15 protein-coding genes and 1 pseudogene are annotated in these 18,814 nt (G+C 58.4%); 15 read left to right on the forward strand and 1 reads right to left on the reverse strand.

Going from position 1 to position 18,814, the window contains the following annotated elements; translation table 11 throughout:
- The 13 genes and pseudogenes from lpxD (at position 1) to ispD (ending at position 15,641) form a co-directional block, all read left to right on the forward strand.
- The gene (gene lpxD / locus QMK58_RS06220; RefSeq protein ID WP_053159585.1) at positions 1 to 1,056 is read left to right on the forward strand and encodes a UDP-3-O-(3-hydroxymyristoyl)glucosamine N-acyltransferase; all 1,056 of its coding nucleotides are present in this window, start codon (positions 1 to 3) and stop codon (positions 1,054 to 1,056) included.
- Between the two features lie 109 nt (positions 1,057 to 1,165).
- The gene (fabZ, locus tag QMK58_RS06225; protein ID WP_007907157.1) at positions 1,166 to 1,606 is read left to right on the forward strand and encodes a 3-hydroxyacyl-ACP dehydratase FabZ; all 441 of its coding nucleotides are present in this window, start codon (positions 1,166 to 1,168) and stop codon (positions 1,604 to 1,606) included.
- Positions 1,603 to 2,379 carry an acyl-ACP--UDP-N-acetylglucosamine O-acyltransferase gene (gene lpxA, locus QMK58_RS06230; RefSeq protein ID WP_053159583.1) on the forward strand — a complete coding sequence of 259 codons (777 nt, stop codon included), beginning with the start codon at positions 1,603 to 1,605 and terminating at the stop codon, positions 2,377 to 2,379. Before fabZ ends, lpxA begins: the two co-directional genes overlap by 4 nt.
- A gap of 2 nt (positions 2,380 to 2,381) precedes the next feature.
- On the forward strand, positions 2,382 to 3,512 hold the full coding sequence (gene lpxB, locus QMK58_RS06235; protein WP_053159581.1) for a lipid-A-disaccharide synthase: 1,131 nt from the start codon (positions 2,382 to 2,384) through the stop codon (positions 3,510 to 3,512).
- Positions 3,513 to 3,523: 11 nt separating this feature from the next.
- Positions 3,524 to 4,150 carry a ribonuclease HII gene (gene rnhB / locus QMK58_RS06240; protein ID WP_053159579.1) on the forward strand — a complete coding sequence of 209 codons (627 nt, stop codon included), beginning with the start codon at positions 3,524 to 3,526 and terminating at the stop codon, positions 4,148 to 4,150.
- 77 nt (positions 4,151 to 4,227) lie between these two features.
- A complete protein-coding gene (gene dnaE, locus QMK58_RS06245; RefSeq protein WP_053159577.1) occupies positions 4,228 to 7,749 on the forward strand; it encodes a DNA polymerase III subunit alpha in 3,522 nt (1,173 codons plus the stop codon).
- A 140-nt stretch (positions 7,750 to 7,889) separates the two neighbouring features.
- Positions 7,890 to 8,837: an acetyl-CoA carboxylase carboxyltransferase subunit alpha gene (locus QMK58_RS06250; RefSeq protein ID WP_053159575.1), complete on the forward strand. Its 948-nt coding sequence runs from the start codon at positions 7,890 to 7,892 to the stop codon at positions 8,835 to 8,837.
- A 128-nt stretch (positions 8,838 to 8,965) separates the two neighbouring features.
- A pseudogene (tilS, locus tag QMK58_RS06255) lies at positions 8,966 to 10,293 on the forward strand (tRNA lysidine(34) synthetase TilS).
- A gap of 274 nt (positions 10,294 to 10,567) precedes the next feature.
- Positions 10,568 to 12,199, forward strand: coding sequence for a CTP synthase (locus tag QMK58_RS06260; RefSeq protein ID WP_053159573.1), 1,632 nt, complete (start codon positions 10,568 to 10,570; stop codon positions 12,197 to 12,199).
- Positions 12,200 to 12,205: 6 nt separating this feature from the next.
- Positions 12,206 to 13,051 carry a 3-deoxy-8-phosphooctulonate synthase gene (gene kdsA / locus QMK58_RS06265; RefSeq protein ID WP_053159571.1) on the forward strand — a complete coding sequence of 282 codons (846 nt, stop codon included), beginning with the start codon at positions 12,206 to 12,208 and terminating at the stop codon, positions 13,049 to 13,051.
- A 146-nt stretch (positions 13,052 to 13,197) separates the two neighbouring features.
- Entirely contained in the window at positions 13,198 to 14,487 is a 1,290-nt protein-coding gene (eno, locus tag QMK58_RS06270; RefSeq protein WP_053159569.1) for a phosphopyruvate hydratase, read from the forward strand.
- 171 nt (positions 14,488 to 14,658) lie between these two features.
- The gene (gene ftsB / locus QMK58_RS06275; protein ID WP_008057335.1) at positions 14,659 to 14,937 is read left to right on the forward strand and encodes a cell division protein FtsB; all 279 of its coding nucleotides are present in this window, start codon (positions 14,659 to 14,661) and stop codon (positions 14,935 to 14,937) included.
- Positions 14,934 to 15,641: a 2-C-methyl-D-erythritol 4-phosphate cytidylyltransferase gene (gene ispD / locus QMK58_RS06280; protein ID WP_053159566.1), complete on the forward strand. Its 708-nt coding sequence runs from the start codon at positions 14,934 to 14,936 to the stop codon at positions 15,639 to 15,641. Before ftsB ends, ispD begins: the two co-directional genes overlap by 4 nt.
- Before the next feature lie 90 nt (positions 15,642 to 15,731).
- On the opposite strand, the gene QMK58_RS06285 is transcribed toward ispD, so the two are convergent.
- Positions 15,732 to 16,628 carry a LysR substrate-binding domain-containing protein gene (locus tag QMK58_RS06285; RefSeq protein ID WP_320396006.1) on the reverse strand — a complete coding sequence of 299 codons (897 nt, stop codon included), beginning with the start codon at positions 16,626 to 16,628 and terminating at the stop codon, positions 15,732 to 15,734.
- Between the two features lie 107 nt (positions 16,629 to 16,735).
- Here QMK58_RS06285 and QMK58_RS06290 point away from each other — a divergent pair, with 107 nt between their 5' ends.
- The gene (locus QMK58_RS06290; protein ID WP_053159562.1) at positions 16,736 to 17,848 is read left to right on the forward strand and encodes an S-(hydroxymethyl)glutathione dehydrogenase/class III alcohol dehydrogenase; all 1,113 of its coding nucleotides are present in this window, start codon (positions 16,736 to 16,738) and stop codon (positions 17,846 to 17,848) included.
- An 88-nt stretch (positions 17,849 to 17,936) separates the two neighbouring features.
- Positions 17,937 to 18,782, forward strand: coding sequence for an S-formylglutathione hydrolase (gene fghA / locus QMK58_RS06295; protein WP_053159560.1), 846 nt, complete (start codon positions 17,937 to 17,939; stop codon positions 18,780 to 18,782).
- Positions 18,783 to 18,814: the final 32 nt, after the last annotated feature.

Below are 18,814 nucleotides of genomic sequence, written 5' to 3' on the forward strand. Positions count from 1 at the left end.
ATGACCGCGACTATAAAGCTCGGCCAATTGGCCGAGTTCCTCGGCGCCACACTGCGTGGCGACCCGGAGAAAGAAATCACTGGGCTAGCCACCTTGCAGGAGGCTGGCCCAGCTCAGTTGAGCTTTCTCGCAAACCCCCAGTACCGAAAATACCTGGCAGGCAGTCAGGCTGCAGCTTTATTGCTCAAAGCCGCTGATGCTGAAGGTTTTGCCGGTAATGCGTTGGTTGTGCCAGACCCGTACGCGGCTTACGCCCGAATTTCCCACTTGTTCGATCCCAAGCCCAAGGCAGTTATTGGTGTTCACCCGACAGCGGTGATTGCTGATGACGCAGTGGTTGATCCGACGGCAAGCATCGGTGCCTTTGCAGTCATTGAAGGTTCGGTGCGTATTGCAGCCGGAGTGACCATCGGCGCGCACTGTTTCATCGGTGCCCGGAGTGAAATTGGTGAGGGCGGGTGGCTTGCGCCGCGCGTCACGCTGTATCACGACGTTCGGGTCGGCAAGCGGGTGGTGATTCAGTCCGGTGCTGTACTCGGCGGCGAAGGCTTCGGTTTTGCCAATGAGAAAGGCATCTGGCAAAAAATCGCCCAGATCGGTGGTGTGTTGATTGGGGACGATGTGGAAATTGGCGTGAATACTGCCATTGACCGTGGTGCATTGGCCGATACCATCCTTGGCAATGGCGTTAAACTCGACAACCAGATACAGATCGCCCACAACGTTCAGGTTGGTGACCACACCGCCATGGCGGCGTGCGTGGGCATTTCCGGCAGTACGAAAATCGGCAAGCATTGCATGCTGGCCGGTGGAGTCGGGCTGGTAGGGCACATAGAAGTTTGCGACAACGTTTTTATCACCGGCATGACCATGGTGACCCACTCGATTACCGAACCGGGCGCTTATTCATCCGGTACGGCGATGCAGCCCGCAGCCGAATGGCGCAAAAGCGCGGCACGCCTTCGTCAGCTCGATGACATCGCACGACGTCTGCGACAGTTGGAAAAGCAAGTAGGGGAAGTGACCCCTGACGGTAATGCTTCATCAGATGGCTGATACCATTTCCATATCAAGTGTGCACAGCCGCTAGACTGCCTCCCTTGATTTGCTAGAGGAGTGCGCATCAGTCGCGCGCTCCCAATCTTTACATAGGCTTCCCCCCGAAATGATGGACATCAACGAGATTCGCGAATACCTGCCTCACCGTTACCCGTTCCTGCTGGTGGACCGGGTCGTGGATCTGGATGTGGAAGGCAAGCGCATTCGCGCCTACAAGAATGTCAGCATCAACGAGCCATTCTTCAATGGTCACTTCCCTGCGCATCCAATCATGCCAGGCGTATTGATCATCGAAGCGATGGCTCAGGCTGCCGGGATCCTTGGTTTCAAAATGCTCGACGTGAAGCCGGCCGATGGCACGCTCTACTACTTTGTCGGCTCTGACAAGCTGCGCTTCCGTCAGCCAGTGCTGCCGGGTGATCAGTTGATCCTCGAAGCCAAGTTTCTGAGCTGCAAGCGGCAGATCTGGAAGTTCGAATGCCAGGCTTCGGTCGACGGCAAACCAGTCTGCTCCGCTGAAATCATCTGTGCGGAACGCAAGCTATGAGTTTGATTGACCCTCGCGCAATCATCGATCCGACGGCCGTCCTGGCCGACGGCGTCGAGGTCGGCCCGTGGTCGATCATCGGCGCAGGTGTGGAAATCGGCGAGGGTACAGTCATCGGGCCGCACGTGATCCTCAAGGGTCCGACCCGGATCGGCAAGCACAATCGCATCTACCAGTTTTCCTCGGTGGGTGAAGACACGCCGGATCTGAAATACAAAGGCGAAGAAACCCGCCTGGTCATTGGTGACCACAACGTCATCCGCGAAGGCGTGACGATCCATCGTGGCACGGTTCAGGATCGGTCGGAAACCACCCTGGGCGATCACAATCTGATCATGGCCTATGCCCATATCGGCCACGACAGCGTCATCGGGAACCACTGCATTCTGGTAAACAACACCGCTCTGGCCGGCCATGTGCATGTGCATGATTGGGCGATTCTGTCTGGTTTTACGCTGGTGCATCAGTATTGCCACATTGGCGCCCACAGCTTTTCCGGCATGGGCACAGCGATCGGCAAGGACGTCCCTGCTTATGTCACGGTGTTCGGTAATCCTGCCGAAGCCCGAAGCATGAACTTCGAAGGCATGCGTCGTCGTGGTTTCAGTGAGGACGCCATCCATGCGTTGCGCCGAGCCTACAAAGTGGTTTACCGCCAGGGACTGACGGTCGAGCAGGCGCTTGCCGAGCTGGCGGAGCCTTCGGCGCAGTTTCCGGAAGTGGCCGTTTTCCGCGACTCGATCCAGTCTTCGACCCGCGGCATCACGCGCTAATCATGGCCAGTTTGCGTATTGCGCTGGTAGCGGGCGAGGCTTCCGGCGACATTCTTGGGGCGGGTCTGATGCGCGCCCTCAAGGCTCGTCACTCTGCGATCGAGTTCATTGGCGTGGGTGGCCCGCTGATGCAGGCCGAAGGTCTGACGTCCTATTTTCCGATGGAACGGCTGTCTGTCATGGGTCTGGTGGAAGTGTTGGGCCGGTTGCGCGAGCTGTTGGCGCGGCGCAAGAAGCTGGTGGCCGACCTGATCGCCGCAAAGCCTGACGTCTTCATCGGTATCGACGCGCCGGACTTCAACCTCACTATCGAACTCAAGTTGCGTCAGGCCGGGATCAAGACCGTGCATTACGTCAGCCCTTCAGTCTGGGCCTGGCGGCAGAAGCGGGTGCTGAAGATTCGCGAGGGATGCGACCTGATGCTGACACTACTCCCGTTCGAAGCGAAATTTTACGAAGAGAAAGGCGTGCCGGTACGGTTTGTCGGGCACTCGCTGGCCGATACGATACCGCTCGAAGCCGATCGCGCCGCTGCAAGGGCGGAGCTGGGCTTGCCCGACGGACCGTTGGTGGCGCTGATGCCGGGCAGTCGTGGCGGCGAAGTCAGTCGGCTCGGCGCGCTGTTTCTCGATACCGCCCAGCGCTTGCGAGCCATGCGCCCGGGCGTGCGGTTCGTCATGCCTTGTGCCAGTCCTCAGCGCCGGGCGCAGCTTGAGGAGTTGTTGACCGGTCGCGACCTGCCGCTGACCTTGCTCGATGGCAAGTCGCATCTGGCCCTGGCTGCTTGCGACGCCGTGCTGATTGCCTCCGGAACCGCAACGCTGGAAGCCTTGCTGTATAAGCGACCGATGGTGGTTGCCTACCGTCTGGCGCCGCTGACGTTCTGGATTCTCAAACGCATGGTGAAAAGTCCCTACATCTCTTTACCGAATCTGTTGGCCCAGCGCCTGTTGGTGCCTGAGTTGCTACAGGATGATGCGACGGTCGAAGCATTGGCCCAGACCCTGTCGCCCCTGATTGAAGGCGGCGAAGAACAGACCCGCGGCTTTGATGAAATTCATCGGACCCTGCGCCGGGATGCCTCCAACCAGGCTGCGGACGCAGTGCTGAACCTGATCGGCCAAGTACAATGAGTAAGACAAGCATGCAAATGGGGCTGGATTTTACCTTGGTCGCCGAAGTCGAAGAGTTGGTTGCCGGTGTCGATGAAGTCGGTCGGGGGCCGCTCTGTGGTGCCGTGGTCACGGCTGCGGTGATTCTCGATCCCAACCGTCCGATCCTCGGCTTGAACGACTCGAAGAAACTCACCGAAGCCCGCCGCGAAAAGCTCTACGATGAAATCTGCGAAAAAGCCCTGAGCTGGTGCATTGCACGCGCCGAAATCGAGGAAATCGACGAGCTGAACATCCTGCACGCGACCATGCTGGCCATGCAGCGCGCTATCGCCGGCCTGCACATCCAGCCGAAGCTGGCGATGATCGACGGAAACCGTTGCCCGAAACTGCCGATGCGTGCCGAGGCGGTAGTGAAGGGTGACAGCAAGGTTCCGGCCATCGCGGCGGCATCGATTCTGGCCAAGGTCAGTCGCGATCGCGAGATGGCAGCGTTCGAGTTGATCTATCCGGGTTACGGCATTGGTGGCCATAAAGGCTACCCGACTCCTGTTCATCTGGAAGCGCTGGCACGGCTTGGGCCGACCCCGATTCATCGGCGTTCGTTTGCCCCGGTGCGGCTGGCATATGAGGCGCGAGAAGGTCTCATCGAGAGTTAGTCGCTAGGCTGATTTTTTTTACCAAGGCCCGGTACAATCCGGGCCTTGTTGTCTTCATGTTTACAGACAGGATCACTATGCCGGCTTCATTCGTTCATCTACGCCTGCACACTGAATACTCCCTGGTCGACGGTCTGGTGCGGATCAAACCGCTGGTCAAGACCCTGGTCGGCATGAACATGCCTGCCGTCGCGGTCACTGACCAGAACAACATGTGTTCGCTGGTCAAATTCTATAAAAACGCCATGGGGGCCGGGATCAAACCGATCTGCGGCGCCGACCTCTGGCTGTCAAACAAGGATCCGGACAATGCATTGAGCCGGATCAGCCTGCTGGTGATGAACGCCGAAGGCTATCGAAACCTCACCGAGTTGATCTCCCGCGGCTTCATCGATGGTCAGCGCAATGGCGCGATCATCATCGAACGCGAGTGGGTGGCTGAGGCCAGCGCAGGCTTGATCATGTTGTCGGCCGCCAAAGAAGGTGAGATCGGCCAGGCCATGCTCAGTGGCAATCCGGACGAAGCCGAAACCCTGGCGCGCGAGTGGATGGCGGTATTCCCGGACCGCTTCTATCTGGAAATCCAGCGCACCAATCGTCCCAATGATGAAGAGCAACTGCACGGCGCCGTAGCGCTCGCCGAGAAGATAGGTGCACCGCTGGTCGCGACCAACGACGTACGTTTCATCAAGCAGGAAGATTTTGCTGCTCATGAAACCCGCGTGTGCATCGGTGAGGGCCGAGCCCTCGACGATCCGCGGCGTTCGAAGAACTACAGCGATCAGCAGTACCTCAAAAGCGCCGAGGAAATGGCCGAGCTGTTCAGCGATATTCCCGAAGCGCTTGAAAATACCGTCGAAATTGCCAAGCGCTGCAACATTGAAGTGAAGCTGGGCACGCACTTCCTGCCCAACTTCCCGATTCCCGATGGCATGACCATCGACGAGTATTTCCGCAAGGTGTCCTTCGATGGCCTGGAAGAGCGGCTTAGCGTTCTACTGCCCAGGGACACCACTGAAGACTACGAAGCCAAGCGTCAGGTGTATGTCGACCGGTTGAATTTCGAGCTGGATATCATCATCCAGATGGGATTCCCCGGTTACTTCCTGATCGTGATGGACTTCATCCAGTGGGCCAAGAGCAACGGCGTACCGGTTGGCCCTGGCCGGGGGTCGGGCGCCGGTTCGCTGGTGGCCTATGTACAGAAGATCACTGACCTGGACCCGCTCGAGTACGACCTGCTGTTCGAACGATTCCTCAACCCGGAACGGGTCTCCATGCCCGACTTCGACGTCGACTTTTGCATGGACGGTCGCGACCGGGTCATCGACTACGTGGCCGAAAAGTACGGTCGCAATGCGGTAAGCCAGATCATTACCTTCGGTTCCATGGCCGCCAAGGCTGTGGTCCGCGACGTGGCGCGGGTACAAGGCAAGTCCTATGGCCTGGCCGATCGCTTGTCGAAGATGATCCCGTTCGAAGTCGGCATGACTCTGGAGAAGGCCTACGAGCAGGAAGAGATCCTGCGCGACTTCATCAAGGTCGATGAAGAGGCCGCGGAAATCTGGGAGATGGCGCGCAAGCTCGAAGGCGTTGTGCGTAACGTCGGCAAACACGCCGGTGGTGTGGTGATCGCGCCGACCAAGCTGACTGACTTTTCGCCGATCTATTGCGACGAGGCCGGTGATGGCCTGGTAACCCAGTTCGACAAGGATGACGTTGAGGCTGCCGGGCTGGTGAAGTTCGACTTCCTTGGTCTTCGGACGTTGACGGTTATCGATTGGGCGCTCAAGACCATCAATCGCGACCGCGCCAAGGTCGACGAGCCACCGCTGGACATCGCGTTCATCCCGCTCGACGACAAACCGACGTACACGTTGCTGCAAAAAGCTGAAACCACGGCGGTGTTCCAGCTTGAATCCCGAGGCATGAAAGAGCTGATCAAAAAGCTCAAGCCCGACTGCCTGGAAGACTTGATCGCACTGGTAGCCCTGTTCCGCCCGGGCCCGCTGCAGTCCGGCATGGTTGACGACTTTATCAACCGTAAGCACGGTCGCGCCGAGCTGGCGTATCCGCACTCGGATTATCAGTACGAAGGTCTCAAGCCCGTATTGGCGCCGACTTACGGCATCATCCTGTATCAGGAACAGGTGATGCAGATCGCACAGGTGATGGCCGGTTACACCCTCGGGGGTGCGGACATGTTGCGTCGAGCCATGGGTAAGAAAAAACCCGAAGAAATGGCCAAACAGCGCGGCGGTTTCATTGAAGGTTGCAAGACCAACAATATCGACGCCGACCTTGCCGGTAACATTTTCGACCTGGTAGAAAAATTCGCCGGTTATGGCTTTAACAAGTCTCACTCCGCCGCTTACGGTCTGGTTTCCTACCAGACCGCATGGTTGAAAACCCATTACCCGGCGCCATTCATGGCGGCGGTACTGTCGGCGGACATGCACAACACCGACAAGGTCGTGACCTTGATCGAAGAAATTCGCACCATGAAGTTGCGCCTCGACGCGCCGGACGTGAACACCTCGGAGTTCAAGTTCACGGTGAACGACGAAGGCCGGATCATTTACGGCCTGGGCGCGATCAAGGGTGTAGGCGAGGGGCCGGTCGAGGCGATTACCGAAGCGCGTCGGGACGGTCCATTCAAGGATCTGTTCGACTTCTGTGCCCGGGTCGACCTCAAACGTATCAACAAGCGAACCCTCGACGGCTTGATCCGCAGCGGTGCGCTGGACCGGCTCGGCCCTTATTTTCACGATGAGCAAAAAGCCTATCAGGCCAACATCGACCGCAATCGCGCTGTCCTGTTGACCGCCATGGAAGAGGCGATCAAGGCGGCCGAACAAACCGCCCGCACCCATGACAGCGGCCACGCCGACCTGTTTGGTGGCCTGTTCGTTGAGGCGGACGCCGATGTCTACGGCAATCATCGCAAGGCCAAGGAGCTGACGCTGAAGGAACGGCTCAAAGGTGAGAAAGACACCCTCGGCCTGTACCTGACCGGTCACCCGATCGACGAATACGAAGGTGAAATCCGCCGATTCGCCCGTCAGCGCATCATCGATCTGAAACCGGCTCGCGACACGCAGACTGTTGCCGGCATGATCATCGCCCTGCGGGTCATGAAGAATAAAAAGGGCGACAAGATGGGGTTCATCACCCTTGACGACCGCTCTGGCCGGATCGAAGCGTCGCTGTTTGCCGATGCGTTCCATTCCGCGCAGTCGCTGTTGCAAACCGATGCGATGGTGGTGGTCGAAGGCGAGGTTAGTAACGACGACTTCTCCGGTGGCCTGCGCCTGCGAGTCAAACGGGTGATGAGCATGGAGGATGCGCGCACCAACCTGGCCGAGAGCCTGCGTTTGAAGCTGCACGCCAAGGATCTCAAGGGTGATCAGCTACGCTGGCTGGGTGAATTGTTGAAGCGTCACCGCGGTGCTTGTCCGATCACCATGGACTACACCAGTCCCGATGCGAAGGCCTTGTTGCAGTTTGGCGAAGGCTGGCGAATCGATCCGGCGGATGCGTTGATTCAAGCCTTGCGTGACCAGTTCGGGCGAGACAACGTCTTCCTCCAATACCGTTAACGGTCAGGGTGCCATTACGTATCCTGAGCATGACCAGAATTTTTAATCTCGACCTCAACGCGCCTCTCCCTTAAGGTAGGGCGCGAATAGACAACCGGCCGGCCCAAGCTCTCTTGGACGTCGACCCTAGACGGACGCCTATGAACCCGAATTTTCTAGATTTCGAACAGCCGATCGCCGACCTGCAAGCCAAGATCGAAGAGTTGCGCTTGGTCGGTAATGACAATTCGCTGAATATCGGCGATGAGATCTCTCGCCTGCAGGAAAAAAGCAGCACGCTGACAGAGGACATCTTCGGCAAGCTGACCAGCTGGCAGATCGCACGTCTGGCGCGTCACCCGAAACGTCCGTATACCCTGGACTACATCGAACACATCTTCACCGAGTTCGACGAACTGCACGGTGATCGTCACTTCTCCGACGATGCCGCCATCGTTGGTGGTATCGCACGTCTGGACGACCAGCCGGTGATGATCATCGGTCACCAGAAAGGCCGTGAAGTGCGCGAGAAGGTTCGCCGCAACTTCGGCATGCCCCGTCCGGAAGGCTACCGCAAGGCCTGCCGCCTGATGGAAATGGCCGAACGCTTCAAGATGCCGATCCTGACCTTCATCGACACCCCGGGCGCGTACCCTGGTATCGATGCTGAAGAGCGCAACCAGAGCGAAGCGATTGCCTGGAACCTGCGTGTCATGGCTCGTCTGAAAACCCCGATCATTGCCACCGTCATTGGTGAAGGTGGTTCCGGTGGTGCACTGGCCATCGGTGTTTGCGATCAGCTGAACATGCTGCAGTACTCGACCTACGCGGTGATTTCGCCGGAAGGTTGCGCCTCGATCCTGTGGAAAACTGCCGAAAAAGCGCCGGACGCGGCTGAAGCCATGGGCATCACCGCCGAGCGCCTCAAAGGCCTGGGCATCGTGGACAAAGTGATCGGCGAACCACTGGGTGGCGCACACCGTGACCCGGCCGCTGCCGCTGCGTCGATCCGTGCCGAGCTGAGCTCGCAACTGGCGATGCTGAAGAAGTTCGACAACGATGCGCTGCTCAAGCGCCGCTACGATCGACTGATGAGCTACGGTCTGTAATCAGACTGCACGTAATACCCTTGTAGGAGCTGCCGCTGGCTGCGATCTTTTGATCTTGAAAATGCAAAATCAAAAGATCGCAGCCTGCGGCAGCTCCTACAGTGGTTTATGAGGGGCGATCAATCTCTATGACTCCTTCCAAGAGTGATCTGTCTTCCCGGCTTTTGTTGAATCTTGAGCCTTGGCGCAATGCCGCTCAATGGCACATCGCCTTCTCCGGTGGCCTCGACTCCACTGTCCTGCTGTACGTTCTGGCAACACTCTCTCAAACCGAATCCCTGCCGGCACTCAACGCCATTCATGTTCATCATGGCCTTCAGGCCGCGGCGGATGCCTGGCCGGAACATTGCCAATCAGTGTGTGCGGCGCTGGGGGTGCCATTGAAAGTCATGGGTGTGCAGGTGCAGTCCGGCGCCAGTCTGGAGAGGGCAGCCCGAGAGGCACGTTATCAGGCCTTCATCGAAACCCTTCACGACAACGAAGTGCTGCTGACCGCGCAGCACCGCGACGATCAAGCGGAAACGCTACTGTTTCGCCTGTTGCGTGGAGCGGGCGTGCGCGGTTTGTCGGCGATGCCCCGCCAGCGTCCGTTGGGTCGTGGAAACCTGTTGCGGCCACTGCTCGACGTCTCTCGAGCTGAACTCGAGGCCTATGCCACCGAGCAGGGTTTGAGCTGGATTGAAGATCCTTCGAACCAGGATCGGCAATTTTCGCGCAACTTTTTGCGTCATCAGATTTTTCCAGTACTGACCGCCCGCTGGCCACAAGCGGCGGCGACGATGGCTCGCAGTGCCGCTCATCTGAACGAAGCGCAAGGATTGCTCGATGAGCTGGCGCAAATCGATCTGGCACGCGCCAGTTCCGGGGGGGAATTTGACTGGCTGGGATTGCCCTCCCTGGAACTGGCTCCCCTCGCGCAACTCTCCGTTGCAAGGCAACGCAATGCCTTGAGTCACTGGCTCGAACCGCAGACCCGTTTGCCGGATACCGACCATTGGTCGGGTTGGGCCGATTTGCGTGATGCCGCCGGTGATGCTGCCCCTGTGTGGCGCCTGGCCGATGGTGAATTGCACCGGGCGGGCGGGCGCATCTGGTGGCTTGGCGGATGCTGGTTGCATGCTGTGCCGGCAGCGGGAGCGTGGCCGGATCCATCGATCGCACTGTCATTGCCGGGTAACGGTGTGCTCGCATTCACGGGTCAAATCCCCGATGGCCCGCTGCATATCCGCTATCGTGAAGGGGGAGAGGCCATGGATTTACCGGGTCGTGGCCACCGGGACCTCAAGCGTTTGCTCAACGAAAGGGCGGTACCGTCATTCGTCCGTGGCAGATTGCCGCTGCTCTATCGGGGCGAACAATTGCTGGCGGTGGCGAACCTGCACGGGCTGGACGGCAGCGTGCTCGGTAACTGGCGTTTGCATTGGCAACCACCATCGAAGATCAAGGTTTGAGCTGAAAGGGGCTTTCCGGTAGACTACGCTCCCTTCTTGATACAACTTCTGTGGATTCGCCTGAATTGCAGGAGTTGCCGATTACCAAGCAGTCTTTGCTGGGCGATTCCAAAAAATGTGTAGCGAGCAACGTACCGGTGTTTCATCTCCCGGTCTGTCCCAACGCGGCGGTTTTTTTGAAAGGTGCACTGTAATTAATGCAGGTGATCGGGGGCTTCGGCCTTCCTTCGCTTTCCCCGGCGGCTCGGACCGCTTTAACGCAGACTTCTAGGGTTTTTCATGACGCGCTACATATTCGTCACGGGCGGTGTTGTTTCTTCTTTGGGGAAAGGCATTGCATCGGCATCATTGGCGGCCATCCTGGAGGCGCGGGGACTTAAGGTCACCATGCTGAAGCTGGACCCGTACATCAACGTCGACCCGGGCACCATGAGCCCGTTCCAGCACGGTGAAGTGTTCGTCACTCACGACGGCGCCGAGACCGACCTGGACCTGGGCCACTACGAGCGGTTCATCCGCACGACCATGACCCAGAACAACAACTTCACCACGGGCCGTGTCTACGAGCACGTGCTGCGCAAAGAGCGCCGTGGTGACTACCTGGGTGCAACCATCCAGGTGATTCCGCACATCACCGACGAAATCAAGCGCCGCATCATCAAGGGTGCCGGCGATGCCGACGTGGCGATGGTCGAGATCGGTGGCACCGTGGGTGACATCGAATCGCAACCGTTCCTCGAAGCCATCCGTCAGCTGCGTTTCGAAGTCGGCGCCAAGCGCGCGATGCTGATGCACCTGACACTGGTGCCGTACATCGCCACTGCCGGCGAAACCAAAACCAAGCCAACCCAGCATTCGGTCAAGGAACTGCGTTCCATCGGCCTGCAACCTGACGTGCTGGTGTGCCGCTCCGATCACCCGATCGATATTTCCTCGCGTCGCAAGATCGCCCAGTTCACCAACGTTGAAGAACGTGCGGTGATCGCGCTGGAAGACGCCGACACCATCTACAAGATCCCGGGCATCCTGCACTCCCAGGGCCTGGACGATTTTGTCGTCGAGCGCTTCGGTCTGCAATGCGGCGGTGCCGATCTGTCCGAGTGGGAAGCCGTGGTCGACGCCAAGCTCAATCCTGAGCACGAAGTCACCATCGCCATGGTCGGCAAGTACATGGAGCTGCTGGATGCCTACAAGTCGCTGATCGAAGCGATGAGCCACGCTGGTATCAGCAACCGCACCAAGGTCAACCTGCGCTACATCGATTCCGAAGACATCGAAAACCAGGGCACTGCGCTGCTGGAAGGTGTGGACGCGATCCTGGTACCGGGTGGCTTCGGTCTGCGCGGCGTCGAGGGCAAGATCACTGCCGTTCAATTCGCTCGCGAAAACAAGGTTCCTTACCTGGGCATCTGCCTGGGCATGCAAGTGGCCGTGATCGAGTTCGCGCGTAACGTGCTGGGCTGGAAAGATGCCAACTCCACCGAGTTCGATCGTGCAAGCGGTCACCCGGTCGTGGGTCTGATCACCGAGTGGGAAGATGCCACCGGCGCTGTCGAAACCCGTACCGAAACCTCCGATCTGGGCGGCACCATGCGCCTCGGCGCGCAGGATTGCCTGCTGGAGCCGGGCTCCCTGGTCCACGGCTGCTACGGCAAGGACGTGATCGTCGAGCGTCACCGTCATCGCTACGAAGTGAACAACAATCTGCTGCCACAAATCATGGAAGCCGGCCTGAAAGTCTCCGGCCGTTCCGGTGATGGCGCGCTGGTTGAAGTGGTTGAAGCGCCGGATCATCCATGGTTCGTGGCTTGCCAGTTCCACCCGGAGTTCACCTCGACGCCTCGCGACGGTCACCCGTTGTTCAGCGGTTTTGTCAAAGCTGCTTTGGCTCAACACCAGAAGAAGGCATAAAACCTGATGGCCCAGAAGATCATCCGCGTCGGCGATATCGAGATTGCCAACGACAAGCCAATGGTGCTGTTCGGTGGCATGAATGTGCTGGAAAGCCGCGACATGGCGATGCAGGTCTGCGAAGAGTACGTCAAGGTTACCGAGAAACTCGGTATCCCTTACGTGTTCAAGGCCAGCTTCGACAAGGCTAACCGCTCCTCCGTGACCTCTTACCGTGGTCCCGGTCTGGAAGAAGGCATGCGGATTTTCCAGGACATCAAGCAAGCCTTCGGCGTGCCGATCATCACCGACGTCCACGAGCCTGATCAGGCCGCGGTCGTCGCGGAAGTCTGCGACATCATCCAGTTGCCGGCCTTCCTGTCGCGCCAGACCGACCTCGTGGTCGCGATGGCCAAGACGGGCGCTGTGATCAACATCAAGAAAGCCCAGTTCCTCGCACCCCAGGAAATGAAACATATCCTGAACAAGTGCGTGGAAGCGGGTAACGATCAGTTGATCCTCTGCGAGCGCGGTTCGAGCTTCGGCTACAACAACCTGGTCGTCGACATGCTCGGCTTCGGCATCATGAAGCAGTTCGAATACCCGGTGTTCTTCGACGTGACCCATGCGCTGCAAATGCCTGGCGGTCGCGCTGATTCTGCTGGTGGTCGTCGCGCCCAGGTCCTCGACCTGGCAAAAGCCGGCATGAGCCAGTCCCTGGCGGGCTTGTTCCTCGAAGCTCACCCGGATCCGGACAATGCCAAGTGCGATGGTCCTTGCGCCTTGCGTCTGGACAAACTGGAGCCATTCCTGGCCCAGCTCAAAGCCGTGGACGAACTGGTGAAGAGTTTTCCGACGGTAGAAACCGCGTAATATTGGAATCCGGTCGTAGGAGCCGGCTTGCTGGCGATCGCGTCCTTTTGGTCGCAATCGCCAGCAAGCCGGCTCCTACAGATGTGACCTACAAGTTATAAATCGAGCGGTACAGCGTTTTCGTCAACTTTGGAGTGTTTACAGCAATGGCTAAAATCGTCGACATCAAAGGTCGTGAAGTTCTCGACTCCCGTGGCAATCCCACCGTGGAAGCGGATGTGCTTCTCGACAACGGCATCATCGGCAGCGCCTGCGCGCCGTCCGGTGCTTCCACTGGCTCGCGTGAAGCGCTCGAGCTGCGTGATGGCGACAAGAGCCGTTACCTGGGCAAGGGCGTCCTCAAAGCCGTAGCCAACATCAACGGTCCGATCCGCGACCTGTTGAAAGGCACCGATCCAAGCGACCAGAAAGCGCTCGATCTGGCAATGATCAAGCTCGACGGTACTGAAAACAAAGGCTCCCTGGGCGCCAACGCGATCCTCGCCGTTTCCCTGGCTGCGGCCAAGGCGGCAGCACAGGACCAGGACCTGCCGCTATACGCTCACATCGCCAACCTGAACGGCACCCCGGGTGTTTACTCGATGCCGGTTCCGATGATGAACATCATCAACGGTGGCGAGCACGCCGATAACAACGTCGACATCCAGGAGTTCATGGTTCAGCCGGTTGGCGCCAAGTCTTTCTCGGAAGGTCTGCGCATGGGCACCGAGATTTTCCATCACCTCAAAGCTGTGTTGAAGGCCCGTGGCCTGAGCACTGCTGTCGGTGACGAAGGTGGTTTCGCTCCTAACCTGGCGTCCAACGAAGATGCACTGAAAGTGATCTCCGAAGCCGTGGCCAACGCCGGTTACAAACTGGGCACCGACGTGACCCTGGCACTGGACTGCGCAGCCAGCGAATTCTACGAAGACGGCAAGTACAACCTGTCCGGCGAAGGCCAGGTGTTCACCGCTGAAGGTTTCGCCGACTACCTGAAAGGTCTGACCGAGCGTTACCCGATCATCTCCATCGAAGATGGTCTGGACGAATCCGACTGGGCTGGCTGGAAAATCCTCACTGACAAGATCGGCGAGAAGACCCAGCTGGTAGGCGACGACCTGTTCGTGACCAACACCAAGATCCTGAAAGAAGGCATCGACAAAAAGATCGCCAACTCGATCCTGATCAAGTTCAACCAGATCGGCACCCTGACCGAAACTCTGGAAGCCATCCAGATGGCCAAGGCTGCCGGTTACACCGCCGTGATCTCGCACCGCTCCGGCGAAACCGAAGATTCGACCATTGCCGACCTGGCAGTGGGCACTTCGGCTGGCCAGATCAAGACCGGCTCGCTGTGCCGTTCCGACCGCGTTTCCAAGTACAACCAACTGCTGCGTATCGAAGAGCAGTTGAACGGCAAAGCCAAGTACAACGGCCGCAGCGAATTCCGCGGCTAAGCAGTACGTGGTAAAAAAGACACCGGATTGTGTCGGAAAAATCGCTACAGCGACGTTTTTGCCACTAATCTGATGCCTTACAAGCACAAGCCTGGTTCTTCCAGGCTTCGTGCTATCAGTAGCTTCATGTTTTGGTGTGGCTGTCTTTTTTCACTGGATACCTGATATTCGATGCGCAGTCCCAATTGGTTGTTCCTCGTCTTGCTCCTGCTGCTGGCTGGCCTGCAGTACCGCCTGTGGGTGGGTAATGGCAGTCTGGCGCAAGTGGCCGAGCTGACTCAGCAGATTGCCGATCAGCAAGCTGAGAACCAGACGCTGCTGGAACGCAATCGGGTGATGGACGCTGAAGTCAGCGAGTTGAAGAAGGGCATGGAGACCGTCGAAGAGCGGGCTCGCCACGAGTTGGGCATGGTCAAGGACGGTGAAACCCTTTACCAGTTGGCGCAATGAACCAGACCTTACCGGCCTTTTGGGCCGTGATCCCTGCCGCGGGTGTTGGTGCCCGTATGGCCGCAGACCGTCCCAAGCAGTATCTGCAACTGGGCGGGCGCACTATTCTCGAACACAGCCTCGGCTGTTTCCTTGATCATCCTTGCCTCAAAGGCCTGGTGGTCAGTCTTGCTGTTGACGATCCTTATTGGCCGAACCTGGCGTGTGCTGGCGATGCGCGTATCGCGCGGGTCGAGGGCGGCTCCGAGCGATCCGGTTCGGTGCTCAATGCGTTGCTGCACCTTCATGGGCAGGGTGCCGACGATGAGGATTGGGTACTGGTCCATGATGCTGCACGGCCGAATCTCAGTCGTGACGATTTAGACAAATTGCTGGCTGAGCTGGCTGACGATCCTGTCGGTGGACTGCTGGCGGTTCCTGCACGGGATACGCTAAAACGCGTCGATAAACACGGTCGTGTGGTCGAAACCGTTGATCGTAGTGTGATCTGGCAGGCCTACACGCCGCAGATGTTTCGCCTTGGGGCCTTGCACCGTGCATTGGCCGACAGTCTGGTGGCAGATGCCGTGGTCACCGATGAAGCCTCGGCGATGGAGTGGGCCGGTTTGGCGCCACGTTTGATCGAAGGGCGATCCGATAACCTCAAGGTGACGCGTCCTGAGGATCTTGATTGGTTGAGACAGCGTTGGGCTAATCGTCGCTAAAAGATCGCAGCCTGCAGCAGCTCCTACAAAGATCGATTGCGTATCACCTGATGTCCTGTAGGAGCTGCCGCAGGCTGCGATCTTTTGATCTTAAATCCTGTACTCCGGCCTTTCAGCCAACCCCTCCTTCAAATAATCCACCAACTTGCGCACTTTCGGCGACAAATGACGCTGCTGCGGATACAGCGCCCAAACGGCGGTATTGGGCGGTTGATGCGCCTCCAGCAGTGAAATCAACGCGCCGCTGTTCAAGTGCTCCAGCACGTAATAATCCGGCAACTGGCACAGCCCGACACCTTGCAGCGCTGCATCCAGCACCGCTTGCCCACTGTTGCAGCGCCAGTTTCCCTGCACCCGTTGTGAAAATTCCCGACCGTTTTGTTCCAGTTGCCAGAGGTCCGAGCTACCGATCAGGCAATTGTGCCGATTGAGTTCCGACAGGCTGTGTGGCCGACCGTAGCGTTCTATGTAGGACGGGGAAGCGCAAAGAAACATCCGACGGGGTGCGAGGCGTGTGGCGACCAGCCTTGAGTCCTGCAAACGGCCGAGACGAATCGCCAGATCCAGACCCTCGTGCACCAGGTCGAGTTGGCGATTGGTCAGTTCGATGTCGATACGCAGTTGCGGATACAACCCCATGAAGCGCGTCACCAGGGGTACGATGAATCGCTCGCCGTACGCTACCGCGCAGGTCATGCGCAGCATGCCTTTGGGTTCGCTGGTCAAGTCGCCAACCGCCCGCAGCGCTTCTTCCCGTCCATCCTGCAGGCGCTGGCAATGCTGCAGAAAAGTTTGTCCGGCTTCAGTCAGCGTGACACGCCGGGTACTGCGGTAGAGCAAACGAGTCTGCAAGCGCTCTTCCAGACGTGCTATTTGTCGACTGACGTGGGAGGAAGAAACGCCCAGGCGTTCGGCGGCAGCTGTGAACTGACTGCATTCGGCCACCGCGACGAACTCGTCAATGCCTTCCCAGCGATTCTCGGACATCGATGATTATCCCTGTGCAGCAATAATGTTTTGCTTTTGTCCGGATTATTCACCGTGTGACGCTGTATTACACTCCCTGTCTTGTTTTTATTCACTGGAGAATCACCATGATCAAGTCGCGCGCCGCCGTTGCCTTCGAGGCCAAGAAACCTCTGGAGATCGTTGAAGTCGATGTCGCCATGCCCAAGGCAGGTGAAGTATTGCTGCGCGTGGTGGCTTCCGGTGTCTGCCATACCGATGCCTACACATTGTCCGGGGCAGATCCGGAAGGCATCTTCCCGTCGATCCTCGGTCACGAAGGCGGGGCGATTGTCGAGGCAATTGGCGAAGGTGTAACGTCAGTTGCAGTCGGTGACCATGTAATCCCGCTGTACACCCCTGAATGCCGCCAGTGCAAATTTTGCCTGTCGGGCAAGACCAACCTGTGTCAGGCGATTCGTGCGACTCAGGGTAAAGGCCTGATGCCTGACGGTACCTCGCGTTTTTCCTACAAGGGGCAGCCGATTTTCCACTACATGGGGACGTCGACGTTCTCCGAGTACACCGTGTTGCCGGAAATTTCCGTCGCCAAAATTGCCAAAGAAGCGCCGCTGGAAAAAGTCTGCCTGCTGGGTTGCGGTGTCACCACCGGTATCGGTGCGGTGCTCAACACTGCCAAGGTGAAACCGGGTGACACCGTGGCCATTTTCGGCCTCGGCGGCATCGGTCTGTCCGCGGTCATCGGCGCGGTGAAAGCCAAGGCCGCACGCATCATCGCGATCGACATCAACCCGGCCAAATTCGAGATCGCCAAGCAATTGGGTGCAACCGATTGTGTAAACCCGAAAGACTTCGACCGTCCTATTCAGGAAATCATCGTCGACATGACCGATGGTGGCGTCGACTTTTCCTTCGAGTGCATTGGTAACGTTCAACTGATGCGTGCCGCACTTGAGTGCTGCCACAAGGGCTGGGGCGAGTCGGTGATCATCGGCGTTGCCGGTGCCGGCCAGGAAATCTCGACCCGTCCGTTCCAGCTGGTCACCGGTCGCGTCTGGCGCGGTTCGGCGTTCGGTGGCGTACGCGGCCGTACCGAGTTGCCAAGCTATGTGGAAATGGCCGAGACCGGCGAAATCCCGCTGGATACCTTCATCACCCACACCATGGGCCTGGAAGATATCAACAAGGCATTCGATCTGATGCATGAAGGGAAAAGCATCCGCTCGGTCATCCATTTCTGAGAAGCAGCCGCAGGCCACAGGCTTCAAGCGGCAAGTTGATTGAGTTGGCCTGGCGCTTGAGGTTTTGGTTTTCAGTGAGGAGTTTGCAATGAGTTTGGAAAACATCTCCTGCCAGAAAAGCTTCGGCGGTTGGCACAAACGCTATCGCCATCGCTCGGAAGTGCTCGGCTGCGACATGGTGTTTGCTGTCTACCTGCCGCCGCAAGCGGAACAGGGCGGCAAGTTGCCGGTACTGTATTGGTTGTCCGGCCTGACCTGCACCGACGAAAATTTCATGCAAAAAGCCGGCGCCATGCGCATGGCCGCCGAGTTGGGTCTGATCATCGTCGCGCCGGACACCAGCCCTCGCGGTCCCGATGTGCCGGGCGACCCGGACGGTGCCTGGGACTTTGGCCTGGGTGCAGGGTTCTATCTGAATGCCACACAGGAGCCGTGGTCGAGGCACTATCGGATGCATGACTACGTCGTGCAGGAATTGCCGGCATTGGTCGAGGCTCATTTCCCGGCGTCCGACAAACGCGGCATCAGCGGTCATTCCATGGGTGGTCATGGCGCGCTGGTTTGTGCCTTGCGCAATCCAGGGCGTTATCGCTCGGTGTCGGCGTTTTCGCCGATCAACAATCCGATGGATTGCCCGTGGGGGCAAAAGGCTTTTTCCCGATACCTGGGGGAGGACCGTTCGAAGTGGCGCGAGTGGGATGCCTGTGCGCTGATCACCGAGGCAGACGAGAAGTTGCCTCTGTTGGTCGATCAGGGAGATCGCGACGACTTCCTTGCCACCCAGCTCAAGCCTGAAGCCTTGCAACAAGCGAGCAAACTGGCCGGCCATCCGCTGACGCTGCGCCTGCAGCCGGGCTATGACCACAGCTATTTCTTCATCGCCAGTTTCATTGACGACCACTTGCGGCATCACGCGCATGCTCTAGGTGCCTAATGCAGGTAGAATCACGCCCTGACAAAAATCGG

The organism is Pseudomonas sp. P8_241 (genome assembly GCF_034008315.1).
Taxonomy (GTDB): Bacteria; Pseudomonadota; Gammaproteobacteria; order Pseudomonadales; family Pseudomonadaceae; genus Aquipseudomonas.

Coding starts and splice junctions, on each gene's coding strand:
- lpxD (WP_053159585.1), top strand. CDS start 1: ATGACCGCGACTATAAAGCTCGGCCAATTGGCCGAGTTCCTCGGCGCC.
- fabZ (WP_007907157.1), top strand. CDS start 1,166: ATGATGGACATCAACGAGATTCGCGAATACCTGCCTCACCGTTACCCG.
- lpxA (WP_053159583.1), top strand. CDS start 1,603: ATGAGTTTGATTGACCCTCGCGCAATCATCGATCCGACGGCCGTCCTG.
- lpxB (WP_053159581.1), top strand. CDS start 2,382: ATGGCCAGTTTGCGTATTGCGCTGGTAGCGGGCGAGGCTTCCGGCGAC.
- rnhB (WP_053159579.1), top strand. CDS start 3,524: ATGCAAATGGGGCTGGATTTTACCTTGGTCGCCGAAGTCGAAGAGTTG.
- dnaE (WP_053159577.1), top strand. CDS start 4,228: ATGCCGGCTTCATTCGTTCATCTACGCCTGCACACTGAATACTCCCTG.
- QMK58_RS06250 (WP_053159575.1), top strand. CDS start 7,890: ATGAACCCGAATTTTCTAGATTTCGAACAGCCGATCGCCGACCTGCAA.
- QMK58_RS06260 (WP_053159573.1), top strand. CDS start 10,568: ATGACGCGCTACATATTCGTCACGGGCGGTGTTGTTTCTTCTTTGGGG.
- kdsA (WP_053159571.1), top strand. CDS start 12,206: ATGGCCCAGAAGATCATCCGCGTCGGCGATATCGAGATTGCCAACGAC.
- eno (WP_053159569.1), top strand. CDS start 13,198: ATGGCTAAAATCGTCGACATCAAAGGTCGTGAAGTTCTCGACTCCCGT.
- ftsB (WP_008057335.1), top strand. CDS start 14,659: ATGCGCAGTCCCAATTGGTTGTTCCTCGTCTTGCTCCTGCTGCTGGCT.
- ispD (WP_053159566.1), top strand. CDS start 14,934: ATGAACCAGACCTTACCGGCCTTTTGGGCCGTGATCCCTGCCGCGGGT.
- QMK58_RS06285 (WP_320396006.1), bottom strand. CDS start 16,628: ATGTCCGAGAATCGCTGGGAAGGCATTGACGAGTTCGTCGCGGTGGCC.
- QMK58_RS06290 (WP_053159562.1), top strand. CDS start 16,736: ATGATCAAGTCGCGCGCCGCCGTTGCCTTCGAGGCCAAGAAACCTCTG.
- fghA (WP_053159560.1), top strand. CDS start 17,937: ATGAGTTTGGAAAACATCTCCTGCCAGAAAAGCTTCGGCGGTTGGCAC.